Below are 12386 nucleotides of genomic sequence, written 5' to 3' on the forward strand. Positions count from 1 at the left end.
CGAGAAGGAGTGCATTATTTGCAGATCTCTAAACATCGCAGTCGTGTCGAACGCTTAGTTGAAAACAAAATAAGCTTTGCTGCCAATCAGGTAGAGCTTAGCGTCTATGACACATACGAAAGTACCAATAGAGTCAAACTCGCCTCTAATGAAGTGTTGTTTTGTGCGATGATCACTGGTAAAAAAGTGATGCACGTAGACAGTTGTGACTATCACCAGCCCTTTTTACCTCATCAAAGCTTCGTATTGGCACCAGAACAAACCGTATTTATAGACTTTCCCGACGCCAGCTTATCCGCTCCCACCACGTGTTTAGCAATTGAGATCAGTCGAGAGAAAATTAATACCGTGAGCGAGAAGTTAGCGCTTTCGCTTCCTAGTGATTTTAATTATCAAAAGCAGCTGGTTCACACCGAGCATAACTGGCAAACCCAGCATTGCTTGGGGCGATTGCTCCATCTATTCAGTGAGAATGAGGCTGAGCGGGGGTACTTTATCGATTTGGCAATGGACGAACTAATTGCAAGACTACTACAGCAACAAAGCCGAGATCTGCTGTTAGGCGCAGTAAAACAAGCACCAGATCATAATGGTTTGTATCAAGCGGTGCATTATTTGGAGACTCATTTAGACGAGCCATTAGATGTAGAGAAACTTTGTAAACTTAGCTGCATGAGTAGAAGTCGCTTTTTCACTCAATTTAAAAAATCATTCGCGACGACGCCACAGCAGTGGCTCCAAGCACGGAGACTAACTGAAGCAAAGGCAAAACTAAAAGCAGGAATTCAGATCACCGCAATTAGTTTTGCACTCGGCTTTAAGCATCCAAGTCAATTCAGTCGAGCGTTTAAACAAGCCTTTAATATCACGCCGAAGGACTATCAACTTCAGGCACTAAAAGCCGATAAAAACGACTGGTTACTCCGTTAGTCCAGCCAAAACCCTGTTGCACCACGTATTCTCCGCCACTAGCCTGTTTATCCGGTTCAACCACATTGTACTTCTCAAGCAAACAGCCGGTTTGCTCAAAGCCGGTTTCAACAGCATAAAGCCATGCTTGCATAATCTTATTCGCGAGTTGATTTTGACCATATGCCCTTAAACCTGACACCGCAAACCACTGCAGTGGTGCCCAGCCATTAGGACTGTCCCACTGCTGTGAAGTAGTGACTAAGGTACTAACCAATCCACCTTGCTGCAAAAACTCTGCCTCGAGTTTTTTGCCAATATGCTCTGCCTGCTCGGGTGTAACCAGCTCAGCAAACATAGGCACAACGCCCGCAAGAGATTCAACGGAGGTACGCGCATAATCATTAAGATCCACATCGAAAAACCAGCCTTTTTTATCACACCAACAATATTTCTGTATCAGTGCACTGCGATTTGACGCTAAATTGGCATAGTACTGAGCTTCCGTTAGCTCGTTTAATTTCTCAAAACAACGTGCGATTTGCGACTCAAGCAATACCAGCAGTGCATTTAAATCCACTGGGATAATGTCTGTTGTACGAATGCTCGCTAAATCGTCAGCGTTTGCTAACCAGCGGCTACTAAAGTCCCACCCCGACTCACAAGCCGCACGAATGTGCTGATAAAAGGTTTCGCTGTCCGTAACCGCTGCGGCTAATTCTATATCCTCAATAAAAGACTCTGGGCGCGGTGCTGCAAGCGGATCCCAGTAGCGATTCAGTGTGCCCCCACATGGCATGTTGACGACTCGGTACTGCGCTTTTTTATCCGTGCAACTCAAATCCTCTCCGGTCTGCCAAAACTGATGTTCTTTCAGTAATGCCTGAGTAACTCGCGACAGCCACTGCTTATCATGAGATTTTTCCTGCCACAGTAAATCAACCATTAATGCCGTTACAGGTGGCTGGGAGCGACTTTGGTAATAATCTCGATTACCGTTAGGTACATGTCCAATACGATCAATAAGACTCACAAAGTTATCTAACATTCCCTCAACGAGATCGCTTCTGTTCGCATCCAAAAGCCCGAGTGCCGTAAAGTAGCTATCCCAGTAATAAATCTCGTTAAAACGTCCACCCGGTACAACATACTGATGGGGTAAAGGTAGCAAGGAACCTTTAGCAACGGTGCTCGGCTTTCTAGATAAACGCGACCACAGCGCACTGATATACTGCTGTGCACTAGGAAAATCGGGTAAGGCATCTAATTCTTTGTTGGCAACAAAGTCAAAATGCGCATGCACAAATCTAAGTAATGCCTCTCCCGTCGGCTTTTGCATCACATACTGGTTTTCTATCTCTGCGAGCGGAATTTTTGCGATGGCATCTGCAAAAACCTTACTGTCTGAAAACAGGCCAGCGCTTTGCACCGCCTTAAAAATCTCTGTGGAATAAAAGTTTGATTGGTACTGCATGTAAAACCTCAGCTCACCTTTTGTTGGCTTGGTGTGTGAGCATGATTTGATTGACTAGACTCACTCATCGATTTAAAGAAATATAAACACACAGCAATCACCAGCATGGGAATAAGTGCCCCATAAAACGCTTGTTGACCACCAAAATGTTGAAATACCAAACCTGTGATCATAGAGCCCGTGCTACCACCCAGCGCTGAAAATACAACGATTAGCCCTGTCATCGAAGCGTGCTGTGTAGTGGGTAAACTACTTAGCATTACCGAATTAATCACTGGATAAATAGGCGCCATAAAAAGACCGATCAGCGGCATGAGAAAAGCCACAAGGGGTGCGTCAAATAACGAAGAAATAAGCGTTTTCTCAATACCCTCAGTCATCGGTAACGTTAAAATCACTAATCCTGCCATAGCGGCAAGGCAAACATTTAACACCACATACCAATGTACTTTGGTGAGCACAACGCCGGCACCAAGCCGACCGAGTGCTAAACAGGCAGCAAAAACACTGGTAATTTGCACGCTAATATTCACCGGTAATGACAAGATCTCATTATTAAAAGTAGGCAACCAAGTGCCTATACTCTGCTCTATCAATACGTATAAAAATGCGGAAATCACAAATACCAGCACAAGCGGCTTAGCCACAAGCTTTAGCATAGCCATAAATGCAGAGACACTAGACTCGGTGGCTTGCGTTGGCTCAGGCTTTGCAATTGGGGAGATCCAAACAATAAACGCGGTGAAAGCACTCAGCACAGCTAACACGAAATAGACGTTTAACCAGCCAAGAGAGTTATCGCCGCTGTCAATAAACGCCGCAAATATCCAATAACCGCCGAGGACCCCCAACATAAACACGCCCTCAATAAAATTAAGCAGGCTTGAATGTTGGTTGCTTCCTTCAGTGACTTGGCCAACCAGCGCATAAACCGACACTTTGACCACCGCAAATGCCGCACCCACGCAGGCAAATACTAGTTTAAGAATCCAAAACTCAGCGACCATAGGAGTGATACTGCAAATCAATGCTACACCCGCAAGCACAGCGGTCAGAGCGATTTTAAATCCGACCCTAGGGATAACCGACGCAACTAGAAATGAAACGATGGCGATGGGAAGATCTTTAAATGCCTCTAAGGTGGCGGCCTGCGCTTTTGTAATGCCAAAGCTATGAATAGACTGCAAGATGACCGTCCCTACGCTATTGAGCAAAATAGCAAATAGGAAGTAACTAACGGCCATGGCAAGTATGATACGTGCTCGATTCATTGTTATTCTCGTTAAAACACTGTGATTCCTTTTTAGTCTAGACAGACTTTCTTATTTTTGCAATCGTTTGCATTCCAAATCACATCAATACAATTTAAGCTAATGATTGTTATCGCATATTGTGCTGCTTTAACTAACCTGAACTCGGGATAAGAAGTTAGTTAAGCTACCAAGATACCTAAGTTCAAAGCGTAATATCACTCTAGCCAGAAGTTATTTCTTAATACAAGGCAAATTTGTGCGTCAATAGCCGGCCTATTGCAAGCAAATTTAACGCAGTAGTAAGGGATAACAGCTGCTAGAGAACAAGTTGTTATCCCAAGTTCAGGTTAACTAGATTGTCTGATCACCAGTGAGGACGGCACCTCTTGAGAAGCACATGTCTCACCACTTAGCTGAGAGAGTAGCTTTTCCACCAATAACTGTGCTGCCGCGTTGGTGTCTTGTTTAATCGTAGATAGCGCAGGGAAGCTGATCTGTGCCATGGCAATATCATCAAAGCCGACTATTCGTACGTCATTCGGCACGCTAACATAACGCTCTTTTAGGGCTTTTAGTGCTCCAAGCGCGACCATATCACTACATGCAAAGATCCCATCAAAGGTTAATCCTTGTGCTCGCAACGAAGCGTTTATACTCGCGTAGGCAGCCTCTGAGGTAATGTCGATTTTAATCATTTTCGCTTCTACCTTGGCTTTTTCCACCGCATGGCAAAATCCGCGATAGCGCTCACCAAGTTCGGCATGGCCCGGATCGCCCAAAAATAGAAGTTTAGACGATCCCTTTGCAATTAAGTGCTCCGTTGCGTTAAGGCCACCAATAAAATTGTCACTACCAACGATAGGATAATTTGCAGAAGTTTTAGGGTCGCCCCATACCACGATCGGCGTTCCCGCTTTTGCGGCACGTTCAATTCGTGCTTGCTCCTTGCCTTGCCCGACGACGATGACTCCATCGGCTCGACGGCCAGAAATAAAATAACCATGCCAGTCTTCCCCCGCCATATAAGAATTGGAGAGCAATAACTCGTAGCCTTTTCGGTTCACTGCACGGTTAATATCGCTCACTACTTTAAGTAAAAATGGGTCGTCGACGGATTGTTTGGTTTCAGCTTCGAGGTTGATAATAACAGCAATGACTTTGGTTTTTTGCATCCGTAAGCGACTAGCCGCCGCGTTAACGCTAAAGTGATGCTCTTTTGCAAGCGCCTGAATTCGCTCTCGAGTTTCCTTTCTTATCAAAGGGTTATCATTGAGTGCACGGGAAGCTGTGGAGGTAGAGACTCCAGCTAGCCTTGCTAGATCCGATAGCTTTAATTGTGTTGTTCCCATCGCAAACCCCTTCTTAGCACACGTTATTACATCGCTATTCTTACAATTTTTTGATACTTAAACCATAACTAATTGAATCTCCTACCCTAACCAAGCAGAAAAGATAAGCAATCACTGTAAATTTGTAACGCCTTCCATCATTTTATGACAAATTTTTAAACAACATCATTGCAAACGTTTGCATTAAGATCTATTTTAAAAAATAGACAGTCGTTAAATACCAGTCTATGACAACAACAAGAGGGCTTTAGCCGTGATAAAAACTAACTCCTTAAGCTTGATCGCTGCAGCTATAACGCTTGCGTTAAGCGCATCAGCTCAGGCTGAACAACAACCGAACAATAACAAAGAAAAAGTAGAAACCATCATTGTGTCAGGTACACCTGGTGGCGCAGGGATCAGAAAAATTGATGCAAGCTTTGCTGTGACTAACATCGATGCCGTGCAAATTGATAAGCTCGCCCCCAAAAGTACCGCTGACTTGCTTAAAGCGGTGCCTGGGATCTGGGTTGAAAGTTCAGGAGGTGAATCCGGTGCCAACGTTTTTGTTCGCGGCTTTCCAGGCGGTGGGGATGCACCATTCTTAACGGTTAGTTTGCAAGGCAGTCCTATATATCCCGCGCCAACGCTCTCATTTTTAGAAAACACCTCGATTTTCAGACTCGATGAAACCATCAGTATGATGGAAGGCCTGCGTGGTGGACCAAACCCCGTGGTGTCTAATGGTCAGCCGGGCTTAACAACTAACTTTCAACTTAAACGCGGCCAAGCCGACACCGAAGGGACGTTTAAATATACCACCACAGACTATGGTCTTAACCGCATTGACGGCGTGTTAAGTGGTGAGATCTCCAATGATCTTTACTACATGGTTGGCGGCTATATCAAACGCTCTTCTGGGATCCGTGATGCGGGCTTTACCTCAGAAAAAGGCCATCAATTTACCATAAACCTAACCAAAGAGTTTGCTGATGGTGAATTTAACCTTTATACCCGTCAAACTGATGACAGAGGCGCATGGTATCTGCCAACCCCACTTAATGTTGAGGGTGTGGATGCGGGCTTTACTCAGCTGGGAACGAATAATCGCAAAGCCATTATTTATGTCGGTGATGAAAATGCACCGATGAGCGTAGATATGGGTGATGGTCGCGGCTGGAAAGGCCATGTTTCTGGAGGTAGCTTAAAAGTAGAATTCAAAAATGGTTGGCAGTTAAATGACCGCTTTAGCTTAACGCAAGGCGATGCAAATACACTAGGCCTTGTGCCTGCTGGCAGTGCCATGCGTTTAAGTGAAGTGGCGGACAATGGTGAAACCGCAACAGGTAGCGTCACGGGCGATGAATACGCGGGTGATACCATGGTACAACAATATGGTCGCTGGGTTGTATTAAAAGATATCGAAGCTTTCACCAATGACTTAGCCTTAAGCAAAACCTTTGGTGATTGGTCAAGTGCCTTTGGTATTTATACAGCAACTACTTCTGCAAAAGACTGGTGGAGCTTAGGCAATACCGCCTACCACGTTTTGGAACAAGGTGGCGAAGCATTGAATGGTATCGCGTGTAATAGCGATGTTGCCGGTTGCGCCTTCAACTACGACATTAACAGTTCTGGTGATGCCACGACATGGGCAGTTTATACCACTCATAGTTACCAAGCTACTGAAGCGCTTAAATTAGACTTAGGCCTGCGTAGTGAGCAGCACGAGGTAGAATACTCTGTAGATGAAGATTTAGACGGAGTGATCACAAAAGCGGTTGACTATGATGAGCGCAAGACTTCATGGACCTTAGGCGCTGACTATAGTTTGAGCTTAGATTCAGGTGTTTTTGTGCGTATGAACAAAGGCTACAAAATGCCTTATTTCGACGACTTCAGAGACAACTATAGCACCTATGAATCGGGCGAGTCGCTGATTAAAGAAGTCACACAAGCTGAGCTTGGCTATAAATATATGGGTGAAACCGGCGACCTCTTTGTTACTTTATTTACCAACGAAGTAAAAGGCGACACGTTTGTAAGACGCCCAGGTATACCTGCGGAAATTCTAACCAATGAAGCAACCGGTGTAGAACTTGATTACAGCTATAACCATGAATCGGGTTTATCGATAAACTTGAATGCCACTTGGCAAGACACTGAAATTACTGAAAGCCCAACAAATGAGGGAAATAAAGCACAGCGCCAACCAGATTGGATGCTGCGCGTTACACCAAGCTACGACTTTGAAATGTCAGGTATGTATGCCACCTTGTATGGCACACTCTCAGCTGTAGATGACCGTTTTGGCGATAATGAAAATACTGTCGTGTTAGAGGGCTACGAAAAGCTTGATATTGGCCTTATCGTAGAGCCAACAGAGGGCGTAAAATTACAACTAGCGGTAGATAATCTTACTGATAAACAAGGGATCACCGAGGGGGATCCACGTAACCCAGATTCACCTAACGGCCGCTATATCATGCCAAGGAGTGTAAAGTTTAGCGTTGCGTATACGTTCTAGTTGCTGTAACTAAGCGTTTAACATAGCGCTGCCCGCTTATATCAAATGCCTGAGGCTGGTAGCGCTAAAAAGACCTAATCAAATACACTTCAGAACACCGCCTGCTACCCTAAACCTTAGTTATTGTGCCAAGAGAAACCGCCACCAACTTTTCTTCGTCACCGCTTTGCGCATATACCTTACATTCGCATGTCGCCTGACGTTTACCCGAATACAACACGGTTGACTTCGCAATTAGCTTATCGCCAATAGCGGGTCTAACATAATTCACTTTATACTCTGAGGTAACACAGCTGCCCAGCACCGATGCACCAGCAAAAGTAATACAATTATCAGCTAGATAGCTAACCACGCCGCCATGTGCAAAACCATAGTTTTGTTTAAGATCATCCCGAATAGCGAGACTTAACTCAGCAACGCCAACCTCAAACACCTCCAACTCAGCGCCCAACAACAAACTAAAAGACTGCTGTGCTAGGATCTCCTTTCCTTCCTCTAACATAGTATTGCTCAACTTCTTCTCCTTAATTATATTTAAAATATCAACGCTCAAATAGACTCGACGTCGCGAATAGTCTTCACGTTATAGTAAACAATCATAGTTAATTAAAACCGCGATATGATTAGCTCAACACGACTAAAAACTGGGCTAGAAATACCGCCTATCACTAAACTCCCATAGGTCAACTACAATGTAAACAAGCAGCTATATCAATTATTTTACGTATTCTGAATGAGTTTGAAATGTTGCCACTAATTTAGGACGGGTTAGCTACAATAAAAAAGCCGCTTAGCTAGAAACTAAACGGCTTTTTCTATATTCAAGCTAGGGTTGGATTAATCTAACCAGAACTCTTTTTTGAACTTAATACCAAACTCACTGCGGTCATTGCTGCGCATGACACCAACAAAGCCACTTTGCTGTAGACGACCTACATCGTACACTTCGTTTAGCACGTTTTCACCGTATAGCGTTACTTCCATATCACCTTCAGCGTTGGTGTATGAGATGTTAAAGCCTAACAATTCGCGAGAATCAATATGCTCGCTTGCTCGTGTTACAGACTGACCTTGCATGTCTGAGCGGTACGAGTAGCTTGCGTTAACTGCAATCGTTGCACCATGCTCTAAGTCATGGAAGTAAGATGGTGCGACCATCACAGTCCATCGAGGTGTGAGTGCTGGCGCATCGCCTTTACCAATACCAATAACACCTTCATCAACATGGGTAATTTCTGAGTCTAGGTAACCGATTGAGCTGCGTACTGAGAAATCATCAGTAATTGCGATTGTCGTTTCAAGTTCAATACCTTGTGCTTTCGACTCACCTGCATTTTCCACGATAGTGACGAAACCACCGCCAGCAGTCGGGTCGTTGAAAGGTAGCGCCAGATCGGTGTAATCCGTTACAAATGCAGCAACCATCATAGATACGTTGTCATGCACTTGGCCTTTGAAACCGATTTCGTAGTTAATCGCTTTAGTTTCATCAAACGCAGCGAATTGATCTGGACCACCAAATGGACGTGGTGGGAAGCCGCCACTTTGGTACCCTTTTTGGACCTGCGCGTAAACATTGATGTCACGAGTTAACTGGTATGACGCATTCACGTCCCACGTCACTTCGTCAAAGTCTGCGCTTACATATTTACGAGCACCAAAGCTTGGGAATAGTGCGTTTGCCTCTTTTTTGTCTTCAGAGTAACGTAAACCACCACCTATGCTGAACAGCTCAGTCACGTCAAAGCTTGCATTTATGTAAGCCGCATAGGCATCGGTTTCTTGATTGATATCAAAGTAACCGTAGTCACCAAAAGAAGCTGTCTGACCATCGTTTAATAAGCCATTTGGCGTGTTCCACGGGCTAAATACGAACGGACCAGAGCTGGTAAAACCATCTTCGTTAAAGTAATAAAGACCCGATACAAAATCCCAAGAGTCATAAGTACCGTTTAGTTGTAGTTCAAATGAGTACTGATCTGCACCGCCCTCTTCTGGGAATTCAGATAGATTAAGTGCTACCGCATCGTCATCTAGGCCACCGGTATATTCAGAACTACGCTTGCTTGCGATAAATTTAACAGAGTAAACATCACTTGCTTGCCAATCAGCAGTCACTGACCCACCCCAACCAGAATAATCTGTGCTTTCAATGCCAGCAACCGTTGTTGCCAAATCATCAGGATTGTTTGGCAACATAGACTCATCTAGCAATGGGAAGTCACCATTGAAAGGGTCATTTGAGTCAAGTGGACCTGTTAATTCAATAGTATACGGTGATTGACCAGACTCGTTCTCAACGCCGTCAAATGCAGCGGTGACAACTAAATCATTCGTTGCTTGCCATCTAAGTGCTAAACGGCCACTAAACTCTTGCTCTTCGCCGATTTCCTTTTCAGGATTTGCTAAGTTGATTGCTTTACCTACACCGTCGCGCTCTTTATAAGAAGCACTTGCAGAAAAGCTCAGTGTGTCTGTTAACGTCTGGCTTGTATACAGGTCAGTCGCTAAACGACCGCGAGAACCTATTTTAGCTTCAACGCGTGCAACTTCTTCAGCGCCAGGTTGTTTAGTGATCACATTTACCGCACCGCCTAATGTGTTACGGCCGTACAGTGTACCTTGTGGACCACGTAGTACCTCTACGCGTTCAACATTGGGCAGTGAAAGGTTAGAACCCATCTGACGGCCAAGGTATACGCCATCAACGTAAACACCAACACCTGGGTCCGTTGTGATCACATGGTCTTGTAGACCAATACCACGGATAAATACAGAAGCATGTGCAGCGTTACCTACACCATAGCGAGTAATATTTAAGTTTGGAACGAACTTACCAATATCGTCTAGATTGCTGATATTGGCTTTATCAATATCACTAGCACCGATAGAAGTAATCGCAGTAGGCGTTTCGAACAAGCTTTCAGTACGTTTACGAGCAGTCACTTCTATTTTTTCAAAAACTTGTTTTTCTTGCTCTACATTAGCTTGTTCAGCCAATGCTGTACTAGGAAGGGCTACTGCTGCTAACACTGCAGCTGAAATCGCAGATAAACCAAGGCGAGGTAAAACTGTAATCATATAATCTCCAAAGGAATCACCGTGTGTGTACTAGTCGCGAGAGGTCGCAAACTAGAGAAGCAACAAGCTCAGTGTTATTACTTCTAGCCCTGTAATCCGTAAAATCTAAATAGATTTGGACACTACAAATTTTGGGCATAAAAAAAGATGCACTAGGGGCATCTCTTTCCTCTGGAGGGGTATTATAGTCACAACGGGGATAAATTGAAATAATTATTTAATAAAAATTACTTTTGGGGTTTTTGTAACCAAAACAAAACCAATATTGGGAAATTAATTTTTGCAAAAAAAGCGTTATAGAACAAATAATTACACTAAATAGCAGGATGATATGTTACTAAAGTGAAACTTCTGCCTAGGTTTTTGCCGTGGTGCTAAGTTCGTCTGAAATTTTGAGGCGAGAAAATCTTGTCGATAACAGCGCTACCGCATCCTGCTATTGCCGAGGTACCAATATCCATTTAGCCAAGGCTAAAATTCTGCTATTTAGTTGTTCTACAGGCTTAGTGGCAAACGATAGACGAAAAAAAACCAGCATAAGCTGGTTTTTTTATTTGGTGCGAATGGGGGGACTTGAACCCCCACGGCCTAAGCCACCACCCCCTCAAGATGGCGTGTCTACCAATTCCACCACATTCGCAAATTCGGTGTATTTCCTAACGATTAGTTAGGTACGTCAGAAGCTGGATTTTCTTCTGTCGCTGGCACATCATTTGTTGCTGGAACTGTTGTTGCAGCAGCTGGTGCCTCTAGATTTTCCCACTCATTAGTCTTTTTAATCTGACCTGTAGTTAGGTTACCTAGAACAATACTTAGCACAAAGAAAATCGTTGCTAAGATTGTTGTTGTCTTAGTCATAAAGTTGCCTGCGCCTGATGAGCCGAAAACTGTCGCCGATGCACCTGCACCAAACGAAGAGCCCATATCTGCGCCTTTACCTTGCTGAATCAACACCATACCAATTAGTGCTAACGCCACAATTAAGTAAACAACCATTAGAATTTCGTACATTTACTTATCCTTTTGCACTTCTGCATATAGCTGCGAAACTCTCAGGTTTTAGGCTTGCGCCACCGATAAGTCCACCGTCTATATCGTCTTGTGCGAATAACAATTCACTGTTCTGTTCATTAACACTGCCACCGTAAAGAAGTCGCAGTGCTTGTGCGATTTGCTTGTCATTTTCTGAAAGCAAATCACGTATAAATTTGTGTACTGCTTGCGCTTGCTCTGGAGATGCTGTTTTACCAGTACCAATAGCCCAAACAGGTTCGTATGCTATCACAGAGTGAGTTAGCGCTGCTACACCTAATTTGGTAATAACCGCGTTTATTTGCCTAGCAACGACTTGCTCTGTTTGCCCATTTTCTCTTTCTTCTTCAGTTTCACCAACACATAAAATTGGTGTCAAACCTTGTTCTTGAGCATGTGCAAATTTATTAGCAACATCTTCATCGTTTTCGCCATAAATAGCTCGACGCTCTGAGTGACCAACTAAGGTATATGTTGCACCTAGCGATTTTGCTAGGGACGCCTGAATTTCTCCAGTGTATGCGCCTTCTTTATATTCCGAAACAGTTTGTGTTCCGACAGTAAGCCCTTTACTTGCTGCTTGCTCAATGAGCATGGCAGGAGGAAAAACAATTACATCTGCTTGAAATGCTTGATTGCTTACTGCTTCTGATATTTGGTCAACAAGGGCTTTTGAGCCATTCATTTTCCAGTTACCAGCAACAATTTGCTTTCTAATTGTCATACGATACTCCGCAGTAGAAAGCGGGTGAGATACTAACTCTACTCACCCGAAGTTACAA

At 44.1% G+C, this 12386-nt stretch carries 9 protein-coding genes and 1 tRNA gene; 2 read left to right on the plus strand and 8 right to left on the minus strand.

What is annotated here, in order from left to right; genetic code table 11:
- The first annotated feature begins 18 nt into the window (after nucleotides 1–18).
- Nucleotides 19–930: an AraC family transcriptional regulator gene (locus tag NO992_RS04510; RefSeq protein WP_222240751.1), complete on the plus strand. Its 912-nt coding sequence runs from the start codon at nucleotides 19–21 to the stop codon at nucleotides 928–930.
- On the opposite strand, the gene NO992_RS04515 is transcribed toward NO992_RS04510, so the two are convergent.
- From NO992_RS04515 to NO992_RS04525, 3 genes are all read right to left on the minus strand, one after another.
- On the minus strand, nucleotides 866–2383 hold the full coding sequence (locus tag NO992_RS04515; RefSeq protein WP_371374702.1) for a trehalase family glycosidase: 1518 nt from the start codon (nucleotides 2381–2383) through the stop codon (nucleotides 866–868). The genes NO992_RS04510 and NO992_RS04515 overlap by 65 nt on opposite strands.
- An 8-nt stretch (nucleotides 2384–2391) precedes the next feature.
- Complete coding sequence (locus NO992_RS04520; protein WP_222240753.1) at nucleotides 2392–3654, minus strand: sugar MFS transporter; 1263 nt, start codon at nucleotides 3652–3654, stop codon at nucleotides 2392–2394.
- 329 nt (nucleotides 3655–3983) lie between these two features.
- Complete coding sequence (locus NO992_RS04525) at nucleotides 3984–4985, minus strand: LacI family DNA-binding transcriptional regulator (RefSeq protein ID WP_371374706.1); 1002 nt, start codon at nucleotides 4983–4985, stop codon at nucleotides 3984–3986.
- Nucleotides 4986–5238: 253 nt separating this feature from the next.
- Between NO992_RS04525 and NO992_RS04530 the strand changes: the two genes are divergently transcribed.
- Nucleotides 5239–7491 carry a TonB-dependent receptor gene (locus tag NO992_RS04530; RefSeq protein WP_174168695.1) on the plus strand — a complete coding sequence of 751 codons (2253 nt, stop codon included), beginning with the start codon at nucleotides 5239–5241 and terminating at the stop codon, nucleotides 7489–7491.
- 109 nt (nucleotides 7492–7600) lie between these two features.
- Here the strand turns inward: NO992_RS04530 and NO992_RS04535 are convergent, their stop codons facing one another.
- The 5 genes from NO992_RS04535 to tpiA all read right to left on the minus strand — a co-directional run bounded on the left by NO992_RS04535 (nucleotide 7601) and on the right by tpiA (nucleotide 12328).
- A complete protein-coding gene (locus tag NO992_RS04535) occupies nucleotides 7601–8005 on the minus strand; it encodes a PaaI family thioesterase (protein ID WP_010373862.1) in 405 nt (134 codons plus the stop codon).
- A gap of 323 nt (nucleotides 8006–8328) precedes the next feature.
- Nucleotides 8329–10572, minus strand: coding sequence for a TonB-dependent receptor (locus NO992_RS04540; RefSeq protein WP_174168693.1), 2244 nt, complete (start codon nucleotides 10570–10572; stop codon nucleotides 8329–8331).
- Nucleotides 10573–11127: 555 nt separating this feature from the next.
- Nucleotides 11128–11212 (minus strand) — tRNA-Leu (locus tag NO992_RS04545).
- Nucleotides 11213–11235: 23 nt separating this feature from the next.
- Nucleotides 11236–11583: a preprotein translocase subunit SecG gene (gene secG / locus NO992_RS04550; RefSeq protein WP_010373860.1), complete on the minus strand. Its 348-nt coding sequence runs from the start codon at nucleotides 11581–11583 to the stop codon at nucleotides 11236–11238.
- A gap of 4 nt (nucleotides 11584–11587) precedes the next feature.
- Entirely contained in the window at nucleotides 11588–12328 is a 741-nt protein-coding gene (gene tpiA, locus NO992_RS04555) for a triose-phosphate isomerase (protein WP_371374711.1), read from the minus strand.
- Nucleotides 12329–12386: the final 58 nt, after the last annotated feature.

This window comes from Pseudoalteromonas sp. DY56-GL79 (assembly GCF_041414765.1).
Classification (GTDB): Bacteria; Pseudomonadota; Gammaproteobacteria; order Enterobacterales; family Alteromonadaceae; genus Pseudoalteromonas; species Pseudoalteromonas piscicida.

Coding starts and splice junctions, on each gene's coding strand:
- NO992_RS04515 (WP_371374702.1), bottom strand. CDS start 2,383: ATGCAGTACCAATCAAACTTTTATTCCACAGAGATTTTTAAGGCGGTG.
- secG (WP_010373860.1), bottom strand. CDS start 11,583: ATGTACGAAATTCTAATGGTTGTTTACTTAATTGTGGCGTTAGCACTA.
- NO992_RS04525 (WP_371374706.1), bottom strand. CDS start 4,985: ATGGGAACAACACAATTAAAGCTATCGGATCTAGCAAGGCTAGCTGGA.
- tpiA (WP_371374711.1), bottom strand. CDS start 12,328: ATGACAATTAGAAAGCAAATTGTTGCTGGTAACTGGAAAATGAATGGC.
- NO992_RS04520 (WP_222240753.1), bottom strand. CDS start 3,654: ATGAATCGAGCACGTATCATACTTGCCATGGCCGTTAGTTACTTCCTA.
- NO992_RS04540 (WP_174168693.1), bottom strand. CDS start 10,572: ATGATTACAGTTTTACCTCGCCTTGGTTTATCTGCGATTTCAGCTGCA.